Consider the following 20943-nt stretch of genomic DNA (forward strand, 5'->3'; position numbering starts at 1 on the left):
AGGGAGTAGGCTGGATAAAACCGGCGCGAGGGTTCAAATCCCTCCTTCTGCGCCACGCGGCCGCAAAGCGAACTTTGCGGCCGCGTTTCTTTTTTGGATTTTTCAAGATCAGGAGGGTGTTTCCATGTACGACGAGCTGACGGCAGTGGATATCAAAAAGATGCAGGAGGAGCTGGATCACCGGATCCGGGTGGAGCGCCCCCAGCTGATCGAGGAGGTACAGACGGCCCGTGCCTTCGGCGACTTGAGCGAGAATTATGAATATAAGTGTGCCAAGCAGGCCAAAAACCGTAATGAGAGCCGCATCCGCTACCTGGAGCGGATGATCCGCACGGCGAAGGTCATCGAAGTGCAGGACAAGGGCGACGCGGTGGGCCTTTTCGACAAAGTGACCATCTTCAACGAGATGGTGAAAAAGGAGATGACCATCCGGATCGTGACGACCCTGCGGCAAAATGCACTGAAGGGCCTTATCAGTAAGGAGTCCCCGGTGGGACAGGCCCTGCTGGGCCGCCGGGTGGGCGACCGGGTCCAGGTGGAGGTCAGCCCCACCATGAAGTACTTTGTGGAGGTCCGCGCCATTGAAAAGGGCGAGGATGACGAGAGCCTGGAGATCGGCAGCTTTTGAGCGGCTGTTTCATAAGACGATAAAGGAGAGACCATATGCTGTTTGTATGCTACCCCAAGTGCAGCACCTGCCAGAAGGCCCGTGCCTTCCTGGAAGAGCGCGGTGCGGCCTACACCCTGCGGGATATCAAGACTGAAAACCCCACGGCGGAGGAACTGCGCCGGTGGTGGAAGATGAGCGGATTGCCCCTCAAGCGGTTTTTCAACACCAGCGGCCTCCAGTACAAGGCCCTGGGCCTCAAGGACCGTCTGCCGGAGATGGACGAGCAGGCCCAGTTGGAGCTGCTGGCTACGGACGGCATGCTGGTCAAGCGGCCCATTCTGGTGGGCGAGGACTTCGTGCTGGTTGGCTTCCGGGCAGCGGAGTGGGAGCAGCGGCTGGGATGATTGAGCGGGTGGACTTTGCACCGCTGGACGGCATCACCAAGGCGGTGTTCCGGCGGGTGTTTCACGCCCGCTTCGGCGGCGCGGACCGGTACTTCATTCCTTTTTTCTCGCCCACGGACCAGCACATCGTCACCAAGCGGGACCAGCGGGAGCTGGACGTAAACAATAATCCGGGCCTTCCCCTGGTACCCCAGATCATGACCCGCCGGGCCGACGACTTTTTGTGGGCGGCGTCCCTGATGGAGGAGCTGGGCTACCGGGAGGTGAACCTGAACCTGGGGTGCCCCTCCGGCACGGTCACCGCCAAGGGCAAGGGTTCCGGCTTTCTGGCAAAGCCCGACGAGCTGGAGCGGTTTTTCGACCAGGTGTTTGCCGCGGTGCGTCTGCCGGTGTCCGTCAAGACCCGGCTGGGGGTACAGTCGCCGGAGGAGTTTGAACGGCTCCTGGAGATCTACAACCGCTATCCCATCGCCTGCCTCACCGTCCATCCCAGGGTGCAGAAGGAGTTTTACAAGGGGGCGGTCCACCGGGACTGGTTTTCCCAGGCTGCGGCGCGCAGCCGCAATCCCGTCTGCTATAACGGGGACCTGGTGACCGTGGAGGACGTCCGGGCCTTTGAGCGGGACTTTCCCGCCGTGGAGGCGGTGATGATCGGCCGGGGGGCTGTGGCGGACCCGGCCTTGCTGCGCAAGCTCCACGGCGGCGCGCCCGCCACCCGACAGGAGCTTATGGACTTCACCGCCGAGCTCTATGAGGCCTACCAGGAATTTTACGGCCAGGTGGGCCCGGCGGCTCAGCGGATGAAGGAGGTGTGGTTCTATCTCATCCACCTTTTTGAGGGGGGTGAGAAGATCCACAAGTCCATGCGCCGCAGCCGGACGCCCCGGGAGTATGAGGCCCTGGAGGCGGAGGCCTTTTCCACATTGCCCCTGCGGGACCACGCGGTGGGCCCGCTGGTATGAAACGCAATGCGCCGGACGGCATCGACCGTCCGGCGCGTTTTTATGCCCTTTTTCAGAGCTTCCAGAGGTTCAATCCCACCTCCGGGCTGAAGGCCCGGTCCACGGTGCCCGGCAGTACCCGCACCGCCATCTCGCAGGTGGCGCTGATGACGGCCCGGTTCAGGTGGCCGCCCACCACGTGGCCCTGGCTGTCGCCGGCGCTCATGTGCAGGTGACTGTAGAATTCCCCGTTCATGGAGTCGATGGTACCCGTCAGGGAGACGATCTCATAGGGGCCGGAGAACTCGTTGGAGTGATAGGTCTTGCTGACCGTGTCAAAGACGCCCACGGTGAACTCCCGCACGGCCCCCAGAGCCTGTACGGTGGCAAGGCGGATGTTCTCCGCCAGGGCCAGCTTCTTCACCTGCTCCAAAATCTCCTCGCCGGGGTCCATCCGCACGAGATAGGTGTCCCCGAATTTCCGATATTCCATAAGTATCCTCCTTGTGCTGTGGTTTTTTCCAGCATACCACACTCCGCAGCCCAGCGCAACGGATCATTGCGTGACAAACCCGGGGGTGGATGCTATGATAAAGCTGGAGGTGAGGGACATGGTGGGACGCAATCTCAAGAGACTGCGCCAACAGGCGGGACTGACCCAGGATGCTCTGGCGGAGCGGCTCCATGTGACCCGGCAGGCGGTGTCCTCCTGGGAGACCGGCAAAACGGCGCCGGATGTGGAGACCCTGACGGCCCTGGCCGAGGCTCTGGAGGTGGATGTGCGGGCCCTGATTTACGGGCCGGAGGTAGTGGCGGAGGGCGGCTATCCCCGGTTCCAGCGGAGATATGTGGTGTGCACGGCAGTGTTTGCCGCCGTGACACTGGCTCTGCTGGTGATGGAGATGACACTCAAGCCGTATCTGCATCAGCTGAAGGGGCAGACCTTTATCCTGTGGCCTTCTTTGACGTACATCATGGCAGTGGTGCCGTTAGGGTACGCTGCCGTAGGGGCACTGGTCCCCTCGCTGTTGTCGTTGTGGGCGGATATCCGGGTACGCAGCGCCCGCGTCCGGTGGGTTTTACTGGTGGTGGGACTGCTGGCCCTGGGGACTTATCTCCTTTGGGTCGTTTCGTTTTTCGGATATGGTCCCGAGGCGGTGTATGAATACCCACTGCGGCAGTGGTATGTAGCCATGTCTACCACAGGAAACGATTTGATCCGATACAGTTCTGTGACACTGTCCGGCTGTACGCTGTTTCTGGCCTTTAACCGATAAGAAAACCCCCGGCTTCAAGCCGGGGGTTTTCTTTGTCAGGAGAGCTTCAGATCGCCCTCCTTGATCCAGCCGATGCGGCGGAAGAACAGGCCGAAGGCCCAGGTGAGGACGGCGGGGAGGATGAAGCACAAAAGGGCCATGGCCAGCCAATCCATGCCGGTGATGGCGGCCTTGGCGCCGGTAGAGACGTCGTTGACCCAGCCGGTGTAGACGCCGATGGGGCCCACCATGCCGCAGGTGCCCATGCCGCTGGCTACGCCGGAGGCGGGGTCGTTCATCTCAAAGTGGAACACGCAGGTGGCAAGCGGTCCGGTAATGGCGGAGGTGAGGATGGCGGGCAGCCAGATCCGGGGATTCTTCACGATGTTGCCCATCTGCAGCATGGACGTGCCCAGGCCCTGGCTGATGAGGCCGCCCCAGCGGTTTTCCCGGAAGCTGAGCACCGCGAAGCCCACCATGTTGGCGCAGCACCCGGCCACGGCGGCGCCGCCTGCCAGGCCCGTGAGGCCGATGGCGGCGCAGATGGCGGCGGAGGAGATGGGCAGCGTCAGGGCGATGCCGATGACCACGGACACCAGAATGCCCATCCAGAAGGGCTGGAGCACCGTGGCCCACTTGACGAAGTCGCCTACGGCGCTGGCGGCAGTGCCGATGGCGGGGGCCCACCAGGCGGACAGAGCCACGCCGGAGAGAATGGTCACCAGGGGCGTCACCAGCAGGTCGATTTTCGTCTCCTTGCTGACGGCCTTGCCCAGCTCCGCGGCGATGACGGCGATGAACAGCACGGCCAGGGGGCCGCCGGCTCCGCTGCCGCCGGAGAGGGTGGTGGAGCCCAGGGCGTTGGCGGCGTAGCCCACGGTCACCAGGGAGAAGAGCACCATGGGCGGGGCCTGAAGGGCGTAGCCGATGGCCACAGCCATGGCCGCGCCGCTCATGGCGGAGGCGTAGCCGCCCACGGTCACCAGAAATTCGATCCCCAGCTGGGTACCCAGGGTGTTGAGGATGGTGCCGATGAGCAGCGAGCAGAAAAGGCCCTGGGCCATGGCGCCCAGGGCGTCAATGCCGTATCGCTTGCCGGAGATGACGATGTTTTTCCGTTTTAAGAATGCCTTGAAGTTTTCCATGGGAAGCACCTGTTTCTCTATAAAAATAAATGTGGTATACAGGTGTCTTGACACCTGTATACCACATCATACCCGCATCAAGGTCTCCTGTCAAGCCCCAATCATCCTTCCAGCAGCACTCCCTGGGCCCGCAGGGCGGCGCGAACCCGCTCCAGGGCGGCCTCGTCGGGGCAGGAGAGGGTGTGCAGGTGGATGCCGCCGGTCAGATCGGACAGGGGGCGGGCGTCGGAGATGGCGCAGCGGTCCAGGAACTGGCGCACATCATGGCGGCTGGCAAGCTGCAGCGAGCCGGTGAGCTGGCCGTAGACCGGGTGCTCCACGATCACGTCCCGCACGGTGCAGCCCTCGTCCACCATGGCGTTGAGCTCCGCCTCCATTTCCGCGGCGGTGTGCTGGCAGGCCACCTGACGCACCAAGCCCGACGACTCCGGCAGCACCACGTAGCCCCGGGGAGTGGCGGAGATGGCGTCTCCGGCGGCCCGCAGCAGGGCGATGTCTCCCACGATGATCTGGCGGCTGACGGAGAACCGGCCGGCCAGCGCCGTGGCGCTGATGGGCTGGCGGGATTGATGTAGAATTTCACGGATGGCCTGACGGCGCTGCTCGGCACGCATAGGGGATGCTCCTTTCACTGTCATGACAGCAGTATACCACACCAGCGGAAAAATGCAACGCAAAGAAAAAAGGAAGCGCACTTTCGTGCGCTCCCTTTGGTACCGGTCAGCCGCCCAGATAGGCTTTTTTGATGGCGGGGCTCTCCAGCAGCTCTTTGCCGGTGCCGGAGGTGACGATGCGGCCGGTTTCCAGCACGTAGCCCCGGTCGGCCACGGAGAGGGCGGCCTGGGCGTTCTGCTCCACCAGCAGGATCGTGGTGCCGCTTTGATGGAGCTTGCGGATGATGTCGAAAATCTGCTCCACCAGGATGGGGGCGAGGCCCATGGAGGGCTCATCCAGCATCAGCAGCTTGGGTCGGCTCATGAGCGCCCGGCCCATGGCCAGCATCTGCTGTTCGCCGCCGGAGAGGGTGCCGGCGATCTGGCGACGGCGTTCCAGCAGGCGGGGGAAGGTGTTATAGACCTTTTCCATGTCCTGGGCGATGTTGGCGCCGGACTGGGTGTAGGCGCCCATCTCCAGGTTTTCCTGGACGGACATCTGCAAAAAGACCCGGCGTCCCTCAGGGACCAGGGCCAGGCCCCGGGAGACGATCTTGTGGCTGGGGACCTTGTTCAGCGGCTCACCCATAAAGGTGACGGAGCCGCTGCGGTTGTGGAGGAGTCCGGCGATGGTGTTCAGCGTGGTGGACTTGCCGGCGCCGTTGGCACCGATCAGCGTCACGATCTCGCCTTGGTTTACCTCGAAGGAGATGCCCTTGACGGCATGGATGCTCCCGTAATAGACGTTGATGTCGTCTACTTTCAAAATCGTTTCCATGCTTACGCCTCCTTCTGCTTGCCCAGGTACGCCTCAATGACGGTGGGGTTGGATTGGATTTCCTCGGCGGTGCCCTTGGCGATGACCTGGCCGAAGTTCAGCACGCAGATGCCCTCGCAGATGCTCATGACCAGCTTCATGTCGTGCTCGATGAGCATGATGGCGATCTGGAAGGTATCCCGGATCTTGACGATGTTCTCCATAAGCTCCGCCGTCTCGGAGGGGTTCATGCCTGCTGCAGGCTCATCCAGCAGCAGCAGACTGGGGTTGGTGGCCAGGGCCCGGACAATCTCCAGGCGGCGCTGGGCACCGTAGGGCAGGGAACCGGCCTTGAAGGAGGCCATCTGCTCCATGTCGAAGATGGACAGCAGCTCCATGGCCCGCTCGTGGGCGGCCCGCTCCTGCTTCCAGTAGCCCGGCAGGCGCAGCACGCCGGCCAGGGCGGAGTAGTGGGTCTGGTTGTGGAGGCCGATCTTCACGTTGTCCTCCACGCTCAGGTTGTTGAAAAGGCGGATGTTCTGGAACGTACGGGCGATGCCCATGCGGTTGATCTGGGCGGTAGTCTTGCCGGCGGTGTCCAGACCGTCCAGCAAAATGGTGCCCCGGGTGGGCTGATAGACCTTGGTGAGCAGGTTGAAGATGGTGGTCTTGCCGGCACCGTTGGGGCCGATGAGGCCGGCGATCTCCGTGCGGCCGATGGTCAGGTTGAAGTCGTTCACGGCTTTCAGACCGCCGAAGTCGATGCCCAGGTGGCTGCACTCCAGAATGGGGGATTTGTCCACATCCCGCTCGGGAACGATGGCCCGGCTGGGAACCGGCACCATTTTGGCTTTTTCAAATTGTTTAGCCATTGTTGGCGGCCTCCTTTCTTCTGCCGGGGATGGCGCGGCCCAGCAGCACGCGGCAGCGCTCGTTGTTGGTGGCCAGCATCACCAGAATCAGCACGATGGCATACACCAGCATCCGATAGTCGGAGAACGCGCGCAGCAGCTCCGGCAGCACCGTCAGCGCCGCAGCGGCGATGAGGGAGCCCCAGATGTTGCCCAGACCGCCCAGCACCACGAACACCAGAATCAAAATGGAGGTGTTGAAGTTGAACTTGGTCGCCTGGAGGGAGGAGAAGTTCAGGCCGTACAGCGCGCCGGAGGCGCCCGCCAGAGCGGCGGAGGTGACAAAGGCCATGAGCTTGTACTTGGTGACGTTGATGCCCACGCTCTCGGCGGCGATGCGGTTGTCCCGCAGGGCCATGATGGCCCGGCCGGCGCGGCTGCGCACCAGGTTGAGCACGATGACCAGCGTCAGCATCACCAGAATGAATCCGGCGGTGAAGGAGGCGATGGTCCGGGTACCGGAGGCGCCCTGGGCGCCCTTGATGATTTCCAGGCCGCCCGCCGTCAGGTTCAGATCGGCGATGGACATGTTGCCGGTGAGATTGAAGGCCATGTGGAGGCCGTTTTCATCGTAGCCCACCAGAAGGCAGTTGACCAGATCCTTGATGATCTCGCCGAAGGCCAGGGTGACGATGGCCAGGTAGTCGCCCCGCAGCCGCAGCACGGGCATACCCACGATAAAGCCCGCGATGGCGGCGAATACCGCGCCCACCACCATGGCCACGGCCAGGCGGAGGGGAGCAGAGGGAATGGCGTTTTGCAGGCTCATGGCAGCGATGATGCCGGAGAAGGCGCCCACGCTCATGAAGCCCGCGTGACCCAGGCTCAGCTCGCCCAGAATGCCCACGGTCAGGTTCAGGGAGACTGCCATGGACATGTAGCAGCAGATGGGCACCAGCTGGCCGGTCAGGGAGCGGGAGAGGACGCCGCTGCCCTGGAGCAGGTTCATGACGATGAAGGCGATGATGACGCCGATATAGGTGGCGAAGTCCGTTCGGGTGGACTTTTTCAGCTGACTGATTTTTTTCATGGAACCACCTCACACTTTCTCGGGCACGTACTTGCCCAGCAGACCTGCGGGCTTCACCAGCAGCACCACGATCAGCACGGCGAACACGATGGAGTTTGCCAGGTTGGTGGAGATATAGGCCTTGGCCATAGACTCAATGATGCCAAGCAGCAGACCGCCCAGGAAAGCGCCGGGGATGGAGCCGATGCCGCCAAACACGGCGGCGGTGAAGGCCTTGATGCCGGGCATGGAGCCGGTGGTGGGCATGAGGGTGCCGTAGGAGGAGCACAGCAGCACGCCGGCGATGGCTGCCAGGGCAGAGCCGATGGCAAAGGTGGTGGAGATGGTGAAATTGACGTTGATGCCCATGAGCTGGGCAGCGCCCTTGTCCTCGGAGCAGGCGCGCATGGCCTTGCCCATGCGGGTCATGCTGGTGAACATGGTCAGTCCCACCATGATGACAAGGCAGGTGACCACAGTGAGCAGGGACACATAGGAAATGGAGAGCTGGCCGCCGAACAGGCTCAAAGAGCCGGTGACCACCGGGGAGTAGACCTTGGGTGCGGCAGACCAGATGAGCTGGGCTGCATTTTGCAGGAAGTAGCTCACGCCGATGGCGGTGATGAGCACGGCCAGGGACGGGGCGGCGCGCAGGGGCTTGTAGGCAAGGCCCTCAATGACCACGCCCAGCACGGTGCACACCACCATGGCCAGCAGCACGGATACCACGCTGGGCAGCCCCAGGTAGTTCATGGCGCAGTAAGAGATATAGCCGCCCACCATGATGATGTCGCCGTGGGCGAAGTTGAGCATTTTCGCAATGCCGTAGACCATGGTATAGCCCAGGGCGATGATGGCGTACACACTGCCCAGGCTGATGCCGCTGATCAAGTAGGAGAGAAATTCCATCAGGAAGCACCTCTTTTTCTTCTCTTTTCCACATTCTATGGCAGAAATACGGGCAGCAGCGGCGCTGCCGCCCCTGTTTCCACCATAGAACCCGGGAAGGGCTGCCGGGAGACCCGGCAGCCGCTTCCCCGCGGTTTTACAAATTGTATGCGTCGCGCCGGAGATTACTGGGGCAGGACGTACACGCCGTCCTGGATGACGAAGGCGGTGGGATCCTTGGACACGGCACCGTCGGCGGACCAGGTCATGCCCTTGCCGGTCAGGCCGTCATAGGACAGCGTGGGCATGACGGGGACGATGGCCTCGCAGATGTCGGCGGCGGACATGTCGGCCGTGCAGCCGGCGGACTCCAGAGCGGCCTTGAGGATGTACACGGCGTCATAGGCGTCGGCGGCGAACTGGTTGGGGGTCTCGCCGAACTGATCTTCATACTCGCTCACGAAGCTCTGGTTCTCCTCCAGGGTGGCGGAGAAGGGAGTCAGCAGCATGACGCCCTCGGCCAGAGCGGGATCAAAGCCCTCCATGGTCAGGATGCCGTCCATGCCGTCCACGCCGAAGAAGGTGGGCGCATAGCCCATGGCGTTGGCCTGGCTGAGGATGACGGAAGCGGGCTGATAGTACATGGGCAGGAACAACGTGTCGGCACCGGCGGCCTGGGCGGCAGTCAGCTGCACGGAGAAGTCGGTGGCGGTGTCCTTGGTGAAGGTGCCCTCATCCACGATGGTCAGGCCCTTGGACTCAGCCTCGGAGACGAAAGCGTCCCGGATGCCCTGAGAGTAGGCGTCATCGTTCTGATAGAGGACGTAGATCTTGGCGTCAGCCATGTTCTCAGCCATGTAGTCGGCGGAGCTGGTGCCCTGGTTGGGGTCGGTGAAGCAGACCTGGAAGACGTTGTCCTTGCCGGAGGTGACGTCGGTGGAGGAGGCGGAGGGGGTCAGCATGAAGGTCCGGTCCTCATAGCACTTGGCACCGACGGAAACAGAGGGGCCGGTGGTGGTGGGGCCGACCAGCAGCTGCATACCCCAGTCCATCAGGTTGTTGTAGGCGTTGACGGAGGTCTCACCGTCGTTGACATCGTCCTCGCTCTTGAGCTCGAACCGGATGTCGCCGCCGGCGGCATTGATCTCGTCCACGGCGATCTTGGCGCCGTTGGCCACGGCCTGGCCGTAGATAGCAGCGTCACCGGTCAGGGGGCCGATGGTGCCGATCTTGAAGGCGGCGCCTTCCGCGGTGGCACCGTCTTCAGAGGTGGTGCCGCCATCCTGCTGGCCGCAGGCGGTGAGCCCGGCCACCATGGCCAGCGCCATGGCAAGACATGCAAACTTCTTGTTCATCATCTTTTCTCCTTTATTGAAAAAATATTATACAAAAAAGCGGCTCCGCCCATGAGCGGAACCGCTTTACTGTATCACAACAGTAATGTGCGCTTTCGCGGCATGGGGGATAAGAACCAACCCAGCAGGACTGCCAGCAAAGCCAGGTTCAGCAGGGAAATGCCCGCTACCAGAATGTTTACCAGGCATACCAGGGCGAAAATAATAATGGACGCCACAATAATGGCGTCCAGAATCACACGGATGGCAGTATAAGCGGCACAATGCGCGCAGGAGGAAGCGGCCTCTGCCTGATGGGCAGACGCACGATAGGACTTCATGTGGGAAGTGAACATTGCGTACGTCATGGTGCCGTCTCCTTTCTGCAAGACTGCCTGGAAATTACTTTTTATTGTACTCATTCAAAGGACTAAAGTCAATCCGCTGTTTGCCGTCAAAACACACAGAAAACGGCGGAGCGAAACCGGTATTATTTACAAAAAATTCAAAAAATGAGGCTGATTTAAAAAAATAGTTGCGCATAACAACAAAACGGGATTGACTTGCAGGGGGGATATGATATGATGGGGACAGACATACACGGGCTTTCGCAAACGTTTGAGCCCGGAGAGGAGGAAAAGGCTGTGCGGACGGTACTGGGGTATCTGCGGCCCTACTGGCTCCGGGTTGCCTGCGGCGTGAGCATCAAGTTTATGGCCGCGGTGCTGGAGCTTGTCTTGCCGCTGCTGCTGGCCCACGTGATCGACGATCTGGTGCCTCTGGGGGACATGGGACCCATCTGGCGGACGGGGGCGGTCATGGCGGCGGTGGCCTTCGGCGCCGTGGGATGCAACATCACGGCCAACCGGATGGCGGCGCGGGTGTCCATGGAGATGACCTGTGCCCTGCGCCGTGACCTGTACGCCAGGACGGCGGGCCTCTCCTGCGCCCAGATGGACCGGTTCTCCGTCTCATCCCTGGTCTCCCGCCTGACCAACGATACATATAATGTGCATCAGATGGTGGATAAGGTGCAGCGGGGCGGCATCCGGGCCCCCATGCTGGTGCTGGGGGGACTGACACTGACGTTTTTGCTGGAGCCGGTGCTGGCACTGGTGCAGCTGGGGGTCTGCGCGGCCACGTTTTTCACCATCTATCAGGTGACGCGCCGGGGCATCCCCCGCTATACCGCCGCCCAGACGGCGGTGGACACGGTGGTGCGGATCATCCGGGAGAACGCTGCCGGCGTCCGGGTCATCAAGGCGCTGGGCTGTCAGAACCGGGAGCGGCAGCGGTTTGAAACGGCCAACGCCGCCGCCAGGGACCGGGAGTCCGAGGCCGGCGTGGTCATGGCGGCTGCCAACCCCACCACGGACTTTCTGCTGAACGTGGGGCTGATCCTGGTGGTAGCCGTGGGAGCGGTGCGGGTACAGGAGGGACGGATGGCCTCCGGGCAGATCGTGGCTTTTTTGTCCTACTTTACCCTGATTCAGACGGCCACCTTGGGCGTTTCCAAGACATTTTTGCGCATCAGCAAAGGCGCCGCCTCTGCCCGGCGCATCGAACAGGTACTGCATGCACTCATGGATCAGCCGGTGTACCTGCCGGAGAAGAAAAACGGCGCGGAGCTGGGCATGGAGCAGGTATCCTTTTCCTACCTGGGGGTGGAGCAGGACTTGAGTGAGGCCTCCTTTTCCCTGCAAAAGGGGCAGACGCTGGGCATCCTGGGCCCCACTGGCAGCGGAAAGACCACGCTGGTGAGTCTGCTGCTGCGGCTGTACGACGCGGACGAGGGCACCGTGTGGGTGGGCGGCGCGGATGTGCGGTCTTACCAGCGCCGGGCGCTGTCCGACCGGTTCGGCGTGGTGTTCCAGAACGACACGCTGCTGGCAGGCACGGTCTATGAAAATATCTCCTTTTTGCGCCATCTTCCCCGGGAGGACGTGGAGCGGGCGGCGCGGACGGCCCAGGCCTGGTCGTTCATCTCCCGGATGCCGGGGGGACTGGACGCGGCGGTGGAGCTGCGGGGGGCCAACCTCTCCGGCGGCCAGCGCCAGCGGCTGCTGGTCGCCCGGGCTTTGGCGGGCCGTCCGCCGGTGCTGGTGCTGGACAGTGCGGACAGCGCCCTGGACTACCGCACCGCTGCGGCGCTCCACGCCGCCGTCCACCGGGAATTTCCGGACATCACCCTGGTGGTGATCTCCGAGCGGATTGCCTCGCTGCGTCAGGCGGACCACATCTTGGTGCTGGAGGACGGGTGCATCACCCACCAGGGGAGCCATGAGGCACTGATCCGGGATTGTCCCCGTTACCGGCGCATGGCCCAGCTGCAAATGGGGGAGGAGGCCGTATGAAGAAAAAACGAGCGGTGCTGCGGCGGCTGTGGCCGTTTCTGCGGCCCTACGGCGGGAGGCTGTGCGTCCTGGCGGTGTGTTTGGTGGCCAACAACCTGCTGACGCTGTGCATCCCCATGCTCTCAGGCTGGGGGGTAGGCGCTGTGGGCACGGAGCCGGGGGCGGTGGACTTTGGGGCGGTGGGGCGCTGCTGCGCCGGGATGGGTGTGTGCTGCGCCGGGGCATCCGCCCTGAACTACCTGGTCTCGTCCCGGATGATCCGCCTGGCCCAGTCCGTGTCCTATGACCTGCGCCGGGCGGCGTTCGACCGGGTCAGCGAACTGCCGGTGGAGTATTTTGACACTCACCCCGCCGGGGACATCATCAGCCGCATCTGCTACGACGTGGATACGGTGAATGCTACGCTGTCCACGGATCTTTTGCAGATTGCCACCAGCTTTTTGACGGTGGGGGGCTCCTTTGCCATGCTGCTGCTTCTCTCGCCCAGGCTGTCGCTGGTATTTTTCGTAACGGTGCCGCTGTCGGTGGTGCTCACCTGGGCCCAGATGCGGCGGATTCAGCCCCTGTTCCGCCGGCGGTCCCGGGAGCTGGGTGCCCTCAACGGATTTGCGGAGGAGCGGATGGCCTGCCGCCAGGCCATCCGGGTCTACGGGGTGGAGGAGGCGGACATCCGCCAGTTTTCCGAATTCAACGAGAAGGCGTCCCGGGCCTACTATGAGGCCGACCGGGCCAGTGTGGCCCTGGGACCCTCGGTGAACTTCATCAACAACCTGTCCCTGGCCGCCATCAGCGTGTTCGGCGCCCTGCTGTATCTGGGCGGGGGACTGCCTCTGAGCACGCTGACCTCCTTTGTGCTCTACTCCCGGAAGTTCTCCGGCCCCATCCGGGAGGCGGCGGATCTGCTGGGGGAGCTCCAGGCCAGCGTGGCGGCGGCAGAGCGGGTGCTGGAGCTGATCGCACAGCCAACCGAGCCGGGGGACGGGCCGGACGCGGTACCTGCCAAATCCCTGCGGGGCGCCATCGACTTTGACCGTGTGGTGTTCGGCTACGACCCGCAAAAGCCGGTGCTGCGGGAATTCACTGCCCACATTCCGGCGGGGACGCTGGTGGCGGTGGTGGGGGCCACCGGCGCGGGAAAGACCACGCTGGTGAGCCTGCTGCTGCGGTTCTACACGCCACAGAGCGGCTCCATCACCATCGACGGCGTACCGGTAGGGGACTACAGCCGGGACGGGCTGCGCCGGCGATTGGCGCTGGTGATGCAGGACACCTGGCTCTTCGGCGGCACCATTGCCGAAAATATCGCCTACGGCACACCCGGCGCCACCCGGGAGCAGATCATCCAGGCGGCCAAGGCGGCCCGCATTCACCGCTATATCATGTCGCTGCCCCAGGGATATGACACGGTGCTCGCGGATGAGGGAGCAGGGGTGTCCAAGGGCCAGCGGCAGCTGCTGGCCATCGCCCGGTGCTTTCTGACGGATGCGGACATCGTGATTTTGGACGAGGCCACCTCCAACGTGGACACGGAGACGGAGGGGGCCATCAGCCAGGCCATGGAGAATCTGCGCCGTGGCCGCACCTGCTTTGTCATCGCCCACCGACTGGCCACCATCCGGGGAGCCGACCGGATTCTGGTGCTGGAAAACGGCACCGTGGCCGAGTCGGGTACCCACGACGAGCTGCTGCGCCGTGGCGGTACCTACGCGGCGTTGTACGCCGCCCAGTGGGCCCGTGAGGATCTGTGAGCGGAGAGAAAAAGAGAGCCGGAGAGGCGATTGCCTCTCCGGCTCCTTGTTTTCCGGTCAGACTGCCGGGAACGATCAATAGCACTTGCGGTAGATGGCCTCTTCGCTCTCCAGATCGAAGGGATAGTAGGCGTTGGTCATCAGGCGCTGCTGGTTGGCCTCCACGGACAGGGGGAAGGCCTTGAAGTCGGCTTCGGTGAAGCCGCAGTCCCGCAGGGGGCGCAGGGGCAGAATGCGCTGGAGCAGGGCGTTGAGGTAGGGAATGGCGTCCTTGACCTCGCAGCCGGTGATGCTGGCAATGAGCTGCTTGAACTTCATGATCTCGCCGTCGGGCTTCTTCTCATCGTAGTAGTCCAGAATGGCGCCGAAGAGCATGTAGTTGCTCTCGCCGTGAGGCACATGATAGGTGCCGCCCAGAGGGAAGCTCATGCCGTGGACAGGGCCGCAGCCGGCCTTCAGGAAGGCGATGCCGGCGTAGAAGGAAGCGGTGACGAACTCGTCCATATACTCGAAGCGGGCATCCTGACCCTTCTCGTCGATGAGCTTGAAGCCCTTGAGGATCATGTCCATGGCCTTCTCGCTGAAGAGCTCAGAGGTCATGGTCTTGCGGTGGGGGCTCAGGAAGGACTCAGTGGCGTGGACCAGAGCGTCGATGGCGGAGCAGGCAAAGGGCTTGTAGGGCAGGGTCCGCAGCAGGTCGGGGATCAGGCACACCTTGTTGGGGATGATGTCGTCGGACACCAGGCCCAGCTTGGTCTCGCCGCCGGTGAGCACGCCGTCCTTCTCGTCCTTGACGATGGCCACGGAGATGTTGGTGCACTCGGAGCCGGTGCCGCAGGTGGTGGGGATGGCAATGACGTCCTTCTCATGCACAACGGGGAAGCGCTTGAAATACAGGTTGTGCACGGTGTCGGGACGCTTGCAGCCCAGCAGCTTGCAAAGGTCCATGATGGCGCCGCCGCCCACAGCGATGACACGGTCATAGCTGTCGTAGGGGATGGCGTCGTACATGACTTGGATCATTTCCTCGCTGGGCTCGCCGGCACCGAACTTCTCCTGGAACACGAAGTTGCACTTGAGGCCCAGGTCCTTCATGAAGGGGGTGTAGATGAACTCGTTGGTGAGCACCACATCCCGCTCGTTCAGGTTGAATTCCTTGGCCATGTCGGCAAAGGTCTTGAACTTGTACACGGTGGGGGCAAAGATAATTTCTCTCTTGTCGGCCATCAAAGAAGCGCTGAATGCATCCATGTTTGGTTCTCCTTTACAAATTATTTGCTATGGCGATACAGGCAGGGCCCGACGGGCCCTGCCGGGTATCCGAAATTACTTGCGGGAGACGGCCTTCTTCACCGCGGCGACGATGTTGGCCGCGCGCAGGCCGTACTCGTCCATCAGGAAGTCCTGGGGACCCACCTGGCCGAACCGGTCCTGCACGCCCACGAACTCCTGCACGGTGGGCAGGTTCTTGGCCAGGCAGTTGGCCACCACGCTGCCCAGACCGCAGGTGACGTTGTGGTTTTCGGCAGTGACGATAGCACCGGTCTCGCGGGCGGCCTTGATGACCAGCTCCTCGTCCAGGGGCTTCCAGGTGAACATATCGATGACCCGGACGGAGATGCCCTCCGCAGCCAGGGCCTCGTAGGCCTTCAGGCTCTCGTCCACCATGATGCCGGAGGTGATGATGGTGGCCACGTCCTTGTCAGACTCGTGGAGCACCACGCCCTTGCCGATCTCAAACTCGGAGCCCTCGCCGTAGACCTGGATGATGCCCTTGCGGACGAAGCGGGTGTAGCTGACGCCCTCCACGTTCACCAGCTGACGGGTGATGCTCTTGAGCTGGTCGTAGTCGGCGGGGTCCAGCACGGTGGTGCCGGGGATGGACAGATACATGCCGCCGTCCTCCAGGGGCATGTGGGTGCCGCCGTTGAACGCGGCGGTGACACCGGCGTCGGAGCCCAGAACCCGGACGCTGAGGCCCGCGTAGGCGGCGGACATGTAGATCTGGTCATAGCAGCGGCGGGAGGAGAAGGTACCGAAGGAGTGGAAGAAGACCTTCTTGCCGGTGGCAGCAAGACCGGCGGCCACGCCGGCGCCGTTGGCCTCGGCGATACCGGCCTCAAAGGCCCGGTCGGGATAATTCTTCTTGAGCATCTTGGTGTTGATGCAGCCCATCAGGTCGCAGTCCACGTAGCAGATGGACTTGTCCTCCGCCATCATCTCGTTCAGAGTCAGAGCGAGACCATCCCGGCAGGCCCGGGAATCCTTTTCATGCTTTCCGATCAGTTTCACATTCATAGCTCTGGCCCTCCTTTAAGCGTTCTTGGCGTCTTCGTAAGCCTTTTCGGCAGCGGCCAGCGCCTCGGCCCACTGTTCTTCGTTGGGCTGAGAGGAGTGGTCGTGCTTGGGCTCGGCGAAGGTGGCACCCTTGCCCTTGCAGGTGTCCAGCACGATGCAGCTGGGCACACCCTTCTTGGCGAAGGCGTTCTGGATGGCGTTATAGATGGCGGTCACGTCGTGGCCGTCGATCTCCTGGGTGTACAGGCCGAAGGCCTCAGCCTTCTTGGCCAGGTCGCCGTGGGCCAGAATGTCGTCGGTGGGGCCGTCCAGCTGATAGCCGTTCTTATCGATGAAGAAGATGATGTTGTCCAGCTTGTGGGCGTAGGCAAAATGGAAGCCCTCCCACACCTGGCCCTCGTCGGCCTCGCCGTCGCCCACCACGCAGAAGACGTGGTTGGTGCGGCCGTCGATCTTGTTGCCAAGAGCGGCGCCCACAGCGGTGGACACGCCCTGACCCAGAGAGCCGGTGGTCAGATCCACGCCGGGGGTCAGCTTGCGGTCGGTGTGGCTGGGGAACTTGGTGTGGGGATGATTGAGGGTATAGGCCTCCTCCATGGGATAGTAGCCCATCAGGCCGTAGGTGGCGTAGGCCACGGGGCCGGCGTGGCCCTTGGACAGCACCATCCAGTCGCGGTCTTCCCAGCGGGGGTTCTTGGGGTCGAATTTCATGACCTCGCCGTAAAGGACGGCCATCAGGTCAGCCAGATCCATGGAGCCGCCCACATGGCCGAACCCACGGGAGTGGATGACCTTCAGAGTCTCCAGACGAATCTGAGCTGCCAGAACCTTGCAGTTTTTCTCATTCATCGGGTGTTTCTTCCTTTCCTTTTTTGATTGGCGGACGCAGGGCCAAAGCCCGGCGGCGCCGGATGCACGGATCAAAGGGAAACTTCCTCCAGTCGGACGGGGCGATGCTCCCGGGCCGACCGGGTGCAGGCGATGGCCAGCACGGTGGCCCGCAGGGCGTCCTCGCCGCCCACAGGCACGGGGGAATCGTCTTCCACAGCGCGGACAAACTGCCGGATCTCCTCCTGAAAAGCGGGCAGATACCGCTCCAGGAAAAACCAGGGAGGACCCTGGCGGCGAATGCCGTCGGCTGTGGCCAGAACGGCGGTGGAGGGGGCGTCGTTTCCGATGGACACGCAGCCCAGAGAGCCGAACACCTCAGCCCGCTGGTCGTATCCGTAGACCGCCCGGCGGGAGTTGTCAATCACGGCCAGGGCGCCGCCCCGCAGACGCAATACCGCCGCGGCGGTGTCCACGTCGCCCTCCCGGCCGATGGCCGGGTCGACGAGCACCGATCCGGCGGCATAGACCTCTTCCACCTCACAGCCGGAGAGAAAGCGGACCATGTCCAGATCGTGGACCGTCATATCCAGAAACAATCCGCCGGAAGAGCGCACGAATTTTGCAGTGGGCGGCTCGGAGTCCCTGGAGCAGATCTTGACCATCTGCACCGACCCGACCTTCCCGTCCTGCACAGCCTGGTGGAGGGCCTGGAAATTGTGGTCAAAACGGCGGTTGAATCCCACTTGGTATTTTAACCCCGAGCGGCTTGCCGCGTCAATGACCGTTTGGATTTTAACAAGCGAAAGATCCACCGGTTTTTCGCAGAAAACGTGCTTGCCGGCCGCCAGTGCCTCCAGGGAGATGGCGGCGTGGGTGTCCGAGGGGGAGCAGATGAGCACGGCGTCGATCTGGGGGTCCCGGAGTACCTCCCGGTAGTCCTGCGTCAGCACCTGCGCACCGGCCTCCTGCGCCAGGCGCTGGATTTCGGGCCGCAGGTGCGGCGCGGCGATGGCACGGATGCGGGCACCGGGGACGCCGGAGACGATGCCTTGGATGTGGACGCGGCCCATGCGGCCGGCGCCGATGATGCCGAGCTGGAGCATAAAAGCCTCCTTCTCACCTGTGCCCGGAGCGGAGGATCCGCCCCGGGCAGGTATCTTAGCTGTACTGGGCGCCCACGCCGTCCACCATGGCGTCGTAGGCCCGCTTGACCTTGTCGTAGTTTTTGTCCCGGTCCAGGGCCACGCCCCGGCCCACGCCGTCGACGATGTACCCGGCGCCGGCGTCCTCCAGGGCCTGGTCCAGCTCGCCCAGCAGCGCCGGGGCGGAGCCGGGATCGGTGGAGCGGCCGTCGAAGATCACGTGGACGAAGACCCGGTCCAGCCCGGCGTCGTGGGCCATGCGGCAGATGGACACGGCATAGTCCATAGACCCGTGGGAGGACTTGTGGGTCAGGAGCATAATGAGGTGCAGGGCGGAGCCGTGCTGGAGGGCGTGCCGGATGGCTTCCAGGAACACGGGATTTTTCTGGAAGCTGCCGTCCTTCACGGCGGTGTCCAGTCGGACGTCATCCTGCATGACCGTCCGCCCGGCGCCCAGGTTGGTGTGTCCGGCCTCAGAGTTGCCGGCCTTGCCCTCGCCCAGGCCCACGTAAGTGCCGGAGGCGTGGAGGCGGCACCAGGACTCCTTGGCAAGCAGACTGTCCCAGTAGGGGGTGTCGGCCAGATGGATGGCGTCGCCCTCATCGCCCCCTCCCAGGCCCCAGCCGTCGCAGATGATGAGCAGCATTTTCCGGCCCTCACCGAAGTCGTGGCCCCGGACCAGGGAGGTGCCGGTCATCTCCGGCGGCTTCGGGATGCCCATGACCTCCAGCACCGTGGGAGCCACGTCCCCCAGGCACCCGTCCCGCAGCTCCAGTCGGTCGGGACTGGCGGGGTCCATCAGCACGAAGGGCACCAGGTTGGTAGTGTGGGCGCCGTGGGGCTTCCCGGCGGCGGTGTAGAGCTGTTCGATGTTGCCGTGGTCGGCGGTGACCGCCACCACGTAGCCCTTGGCCAGGGCGTCGCTGACCACCAGCTCCAGGGCACGGCTCACGTGGCCGCAGGCTTCGATTTTGGCGGCGGTGTTCTGGGTGTGACCGATGACGTCGCCGTTTGCGAAATTGGTGACCACGAAGTCGTATTTGCCCAGGGCCTCGGTTACTTTTCGGGCCACCTGGGGCAGTGACAGCTCCGGCTTCTGGTCAAAGTCGATGCCCTTGGGGGAGGGGACGCACACATCGTCCTCACCGGGGAAGGGGTCGTTTTCGCCGCCGTTGAAGAAGAAGGTCACATGGGCAAACTTCTCCGACTCGGCGCAGTGAAATTGCCGTTTGCCCGCCTGGGAGAGCACCTGGGCCAACGGCCGGACCACATGGGCGGGTGCAAAAGCCACCGGCAGGTTTTTGAATTTTTCATGGTAGAGGGTCAGAATGGAGAAATACAGCCCCTGGAGTTCGTGCCGCTCCACCGGATGGAAGTCCGGCTCGGTGAAAAGCTCCGTCAGCTCAATCTCCCGCTCGCCCCGGCGGCAGCAGAAGACCACGGCATCGTTGTCGTGGACCGTACCGGCGGGCGCGCCGCTTTCCGTCAGTACCATGGGTTCAAGATGGTAGTCGTCCATCCCCTGGGCATAGGCTTTGCGCACGGCATTTGCCAGCCGGGCGCCGCCCCGATCGATTTGTGACATGGGTTACGCCTCCTTCATCTGCAATCAAACGTGAACGGGTAGGTCATACCAGCGGCGGCAGCAGGTCCAGAATCTGCCGGAAGTCCTCGATAACGGCATCGGGCCGGTTGTCCTCATTGAAGCGGATGGGATGCTTTTTCTCCGGAGAGTCGAAGATGATGTTGTAGCCGATGCCGGCAGCCTTGGCGCCGGGAATGTCCCGCTTGATGTTGTCCGCCACGGACACACACTCCGCCGCCGTGACGCCCAGCTCCCGGCAGGCCATGTCGTAGATCTCGCCGCAGGGCTTGCGCAGATGGCACACGGAAGAGAGCACCACGCAGTCGAAATATTGGTCCAGTCCGTCTTCCTCCAGCCAGTCGGGCACCTCGTGTTCACCGATCAGGTTGGAGATGATGCCCAGCTTGTAGCCCCGCTGGTGGAGGGTGCGGATGACCTCGGCGCCGCCGTCCACCACCACCCGGCGGCCCTTGCTCTGGCGGTACTGGAAGCTCAGCTCATGGCAGACCTGGCGGATGCGCTGGCGGTCGTAGTCCGGCAGCAGCCACTTGCACCACAGCTCCTCATCCCCGGACTCCTTGTTTTCGCCCAGAGCCCAGTCCCGGTAGGGCGCATAGCGCTCCTCCACCAGCTGGTAGAACTCCTCATAGGGCAGATCTGTACCGGCGATTTCCGCCAGCTTGCGGCGGGCGTGGCGCATATAGGGCTCCTCCAAAAGCGCAATGCGAAGCGTGCCGCCCAGGTCGAAGAACACGGCTTTGAACGTACTTGCTTTTTCCATGACAAAGTGCCTCCTTATTGAACTGCGTGCCCGAGTGCCGTCGGTGCACACCCCGGGAAAACGTGGGCAGGGCGGGGACGCGCCGCGGCCGTCGGAGACGGCTGTGGAAACGGAGTGTAAACGTTTGCAATTTTTTCGCAGTTTTATTCTAAAATATCGCCGGGAGAATTGTCAATATACCAAATGCCGAAGAGTTGGGGCGTTTTTTGCCTTTCTGCCTAATGACCCCGGAAAGACAGATTCGTATTGACATTACAGGAAAAATCAGATATTCTTTTCATAGACATTCTGTTGCT

The 20943-nt window shown here is 62.9% G+C and carries 21 protein-coding genes; 6 read left to right on the forward strand and 15 right to left on the reverse strand.

Annotated features, from left to right (window positions below; translation table 11 throughout):
* The first annotated feature begins 124 nt into the window (after positions 1-124).
* The 3 genes from QZS13_RS03265 to QZS13_RS03275 are packed head-to-tail and all read left to right on the forward strand — an operon-like array spanning position 125 to position 1976.
* Positions 125-628: a GreA/GreB family elongation factor gene (locus QZS13_RS03265; RefSeq protein ID WP_295585425.1), complete on the forward strand. Its 504-nt coding sequence runs from the start codon at positions 125-127 to the stop codon at positions 626-628.
* 35 nt (positions 629-663) lie between these two features.
* Positions 664-1014, forward strand: coding sequence for an arsenate reductase family protein (locus tag QZS13_RS03270; protein WP_295585427.1), 351 nt, complete (start codon positions 664-666; stop codon positions 1012-1014).
* Entirely contained in the window at positions 1011-1976 is a 966-nt protein-coding gene (locus QZS13_RS03275) for a tRNA-dihydrouridine synthase (protein WP_295585429.1), read from the forward strand. The genes QZS13_RS03270 and QZS13_RS03275 overlap by 4 nt, the downstream gene beginning before the upstream one ends.
* 52 nt (positions 1977-2028) lie before the next feature.
* Here QZS13_RS03275 and QZS13_RS03280 read toward each other — a convergent pair whose 3' ends face one another.
* Positions 2029-2448, reverse strand: coding sequence for a PPC domain-containing DNA-binding protein (locus tag QZS13_RS03280; RefSeq protein ID WP_295585431.1), 420 nt, complete (start codon positions 2446-2448; stop codon positions 2029-2031).
* Positions 2449-2542: 94 nt separating this feature from the next.
* On the opposite strand from QZS13_RS03280, the gene QZS13_RS03285 reads away from it, so the two are divergent.
* Positions 2543-3232, forward strand: a complete 690-nt coding sequence (locus QZS13_RS03285) for a helix-turn-helix domain-containing protein (protein ID WP_295585433.1) — start codon at positions 2543-2545, stop codon at positions 3230-3232.
* A gap of 35 nt (positions 3233-3267) precedes the next feature.
* Here the strand turns inward: QZS13_RS03285 and QZS13_RS03290 are convergent, their stop codons facing one another.
* From QZS13_RS03290 to QZS13_RS03325, 8 genes are all read right to left on the reverse strand, one after another.
* Positions 3268-4356: a PTS transporter subunit IIC gene (locus QZS13_RS03290; RefSeq protein WP_295585435.1), complete on the reverse strand. Its 1089-nt coding sequence runs from the start codon at positions 4354-4356 to the stop codon at positions 3268-3270.
* Between the two features lie 101 nt (positions 4357-4457).
* On the reverse strand, positions 4458-4970 hold the full coding sequence (locus QZS13_RS03295; RefSeq protein WP_295585438.1) for a transcription repressor NadR: 513 nt from the start codon (positions 4968-4970) through the stop codon (positions 4458-4460).
* 106 nt (positions 4971-5076) lie between these two features.
* Positions 5077-5778, reverse strand: a complete 702-nt coding sequence (locus QZS13_RS03300) for an ABC transporter ATP-binding protein (protein WP_366557933.1) — start codon at positions 5776-5778, stop codon at positions 5077-5079.
* 11 nt (positions 5779-5789) lie between these two features.
* A complete protein-coding gene (locus tag QZS13_RS03305) occupies positions 5790-6611 on the reverse strand; it encodes an ABC transporter ATP-binding protein (protein ID WP_366557934.1) in 822 nt (273 codons plus the stop codon).
* Positions 6612-6630: 19 nt separating this feature from the next.
* A complete protein-coding gene (locus tag QZS13_RS03310; RefSeq protein WP_295585443.1) occupies positions 6631-7707 on the reverse strand; it encodes a branched-chain amino acid ABC transporter permease in 1077 nt (358 codons plus the stop codon).
* Positions 7708-7716: 9 nt separating this feature from the next.
* A complete protein-coding gene (locus tag QZS13_RS03315; RefSeq protein WP_295585445.1) occupies positions 7717-8595 on the reverse strand; it encodes a branched-chain amino acid ABC transporter permease in 879 nt (292 codons plus the stop codon).
* 164 nt (positions 8596-8759) lie between these two features.
* Positions 8760-9929: an ABC transporter substrate-binding protein gene (locus QZS13_RS03320; RefSeq protein ID WP_295585447.1), complete on the reverse strand. Its 1170-nt coding sequence runs from the start codon at positions 9927-9929 to the stop codon at positions 8760-8762.
* 74 nt (positions 9930-10003) lie between these two features.
* The gene (locus QZS13_RS03325) at positions 10004-10276 is read right to left on the reverse strand and encodes a hypothetical protein (protein WP_295585449.1); all 273 of its coding nucleotides are present in this window, start codon (positions 10274-10276) and stop codon (positions 10004-10006) included.
* A 276-nt stretch (positions 10277-10552) separates the two neighbouring features.
* On the opposite strand from QZS13_RS03325, the gene QZS13_RS03330 reads away from it, so the two are divergent.
* Positions 10553-12262 (forward strand): ABC transporter ATP-binding protein, encoded by a 1710-nt coding sequence (locus tag QZS13_RS03330; protein WP_295585451.1) that lies wholly within the window; start codon positions 10553-10555, stop codon positions 12260-12262.
* Positions 12259-14010 (forward strand): ABC transporter ATP-binding protein, encoded by a 1752-nt coding sequence (locus QZS13_RS03335; protein ID WP_295585453.1) that lies wholly within the window; start codon positions 12259-12261, stop codon positions 14008-14010. The genes QZS13_RS03330 and QZS13_RS03335 overlap by 4 nt, the downstream gene beginning before the upstream one ends.
* 75 nt (positions 14011-14085) lie before the next feature.
* Here the strand turns inward: QZS13_RS03335 and QZS13_RS03340 are convergent, their stop codons facing one another.
* The 6 genes from QZS13_RS03340 to QZS13_RS03365 all read right to left on the reverse strand — a co-directional run bounded on the left by QZS13_RS03340 (position 14086) and on the right by QZS13_RS03365 (position 20647).
* The gene (locus QZS13_RS03340; protein WP_295585455.1) at positions 14086-15261 is read right to left on the reverse strand and encodes a 4-hydroxybutyrate dehydrogenase; all 1176 of its coding nucleotides are present in this window, start codon (positions 15259-15261) and stop codon (positions 14086-14088) included.
* Positions 15262-15336: 75 nt separating this feature from the next.
* The gene (locus QZS13_RS03345; RefSeq protein ID WP_295585457.1) at positions 15337-16308 is read right to left on the reverse strand and encodes a transketolase family protein; all 972 of its coding nucleotides are present in this window, start codon (positions 16306-16308) and stop codon (positions 15337-15339) included.
* Positions 16309-16323: 15 nt separating this feature from the next.
* Positions 16324-17157 (reverse strand): transketolase, encoded by an 834-nt coding sequence (locus QZS13_RS03350; protein ID WP_295585459.1) that lies wholly within the window; start codon positions 17155-17157, stop codon positions 16324-16326.
* Positions 17158-17228: 71 nt separating this feature from the next.
* A complete protein-coding gene (gene iolG, locus QZS13_RS03355) occupies positions 17229-18242 on the reverse strand; it encodes an inositol 2-dehydrogenase (RefSeq protein WP_295585461.1) in 1014 nt (337 codons plus the stop codon).
* A gap of 55 nt (positions 18243-18297) precedes the next feature.
* Positions 18298-19866: a phosphoglycerate mutase (2,3-diphosphoglycerate-independent) gene (locus QZS13_RS03360; RefSeq protein ID WP_295585463.1), complete on the reverse strand. Its 1569-nt coding sequence runs from the start codon at positions 19864-19866 to the stop codon at positions 18298-18300.
* A 43-nt stretch (positions 19867-19909) separates the two neighbouring features.
* Entirely contained in the window at positions 19910-20647 is a 738-nt protein-coding gene (locus QZS13_RS03365; protein ID WP_295585465.1) for an HAD family hydrolase, read from the reverse strand.
* Positions 20648-20943: the final 296 nt, after the last annotated feature.

This window comes from uncultured Oscillibacter sp., assembly GCF_900546705.1.
Lineage (GTDB): Bacteria > Bacillota > Clostridia > Oscillospirales > Oscillospiraceae > Oscillibacter.

Coding starts and splice junctions, on each gene's coding strand:
- QZS13_RS03265 (WP_295585425.1), top strand. CDS start 125: ATGTACGACGAGCTGACGGCAGTGGATATCAAAAAGATGCAGGAGGAG.
- QZS13_RS03270 (WP_295585427.1), top strand. CDS start 664: ATGCTGTTTGTATGCTACCCCAAGTGCAGCACCTGCCAGAAGGCCCGT.
- QZS13_RS03275 (WP_295585429.1), top strand. CDS start 1,011: ATGATTGAGCGGGTGGACTTTGCACCGCTGGACGGCATCACCAAGGCG.
- QZS13_RS03280 (WP_295585431.1), bottom strand. CDS start 2,448: ATGGAATATCGGAAATTCGGGGACACCTATCTCGTGCGGATGGACCCC.
- QZS13_RS03285 (WP_295585433.1), top strand. CDS start 2,543: ATGATAAAGCTGGAGGTGAGGGACATGGTGGGACGCAATCTCAAGAGA.
- QZS13_RS03290 (WP_295585435.1), bottom strand. CDS start 4,356: ATGGAAAACTTCAAGGCATTCTTAAAACGGAAAAACATCGTCATCTCC.
- QZS13_RS03295 (WP_295585438.1), bottom strand. CDS start 4,970: ATGCGTGCCGAGCAGCGCCGTCAGGCCATCCGTGAAATTCTACATCAA.
- QZS13_RS03305 (WP_366557934.1), bottom strand. CDS start 6,611: ATGGTGCCGGTTCCCAGCCGGGCCATCGTTCCCGAGCGGGATGTGGAC.
- QZS13_RS03310 (WP_295585443.1), bottom strand. CDS start 7,707: ATGAAAAAAATCAGTCAGCTGAAAAAGTCCACCCGAACGGACTTCGCC.
- QZS13_RS03315 (WP_295585445.1), bottom strand. CDS start 8,595: ATGGAATTTCTCTCCTACTTGATCAGCGGCATCAGCCTGGGCAGTGTG.
- QZS13_RS03320 (WP_295585447.1), bottom strand. CDS start 9,929: ATGAACAAGAAGTTTGCATGTCTTGCCATGGCGCTGGCCATGGTGGCC.
- QZS13_RS03325 (WP_295585449.1), bottom strand. CDS start 10,276: ATGACGTACGCAATGTTCACTTCCCACATGAAGTCCTATCGTGCGTCT.
- QZS13_RS03335 (WP_295585453.1), top strand. CDS start 12,259: ATGAAGAAAAAACGAGCGGTGCTGCGGCGGCTGTGGCCGTTTCTGCGG.
- QZS13_RS03340 (WP_295585455.1), bottom strand. CDS start 15,261: ATGGATGCATTCAGCGCTTCTTTGATGGCCGACAAGAGAGAAATTATC.
- QZS13_RS03345 (WP_295585457.1), bottom strand. CDS start 16,308: ATGAATGTGAAACTGATCGGAAAGCATGAAAAGGATTCCCGGGCCTGC.
- QZS13_RS03350 (WP_295585459.1), bottom strand. CDS start 17,157: ATGAATGAGAAAAACTGCAAGGTTCTGGCAGCTCAGATTCGTCTGGAG.
- iolG (WP_295585461.1), bottom strand. CDS start 18,242: ATGCTCCAGCTCGGCATCATCGGCGCCGGCCGCATGGGCCGCGTCCAC.
- QZS13_RS03360 (WP_295585463.1), bottom strand. CDS start 19,866: ATGTCACAAATCGATCGGGGCGGCGCCCGGCTGGCAAATGCCGTGCGC.
- QZS13_RS03365 (WP_295585465.1), bottom strand. CDS start 20,647: ATGGAAAAAGCAAGTACGTTCAAAGCCGTGTTCTTCGACCTGGGCGGC.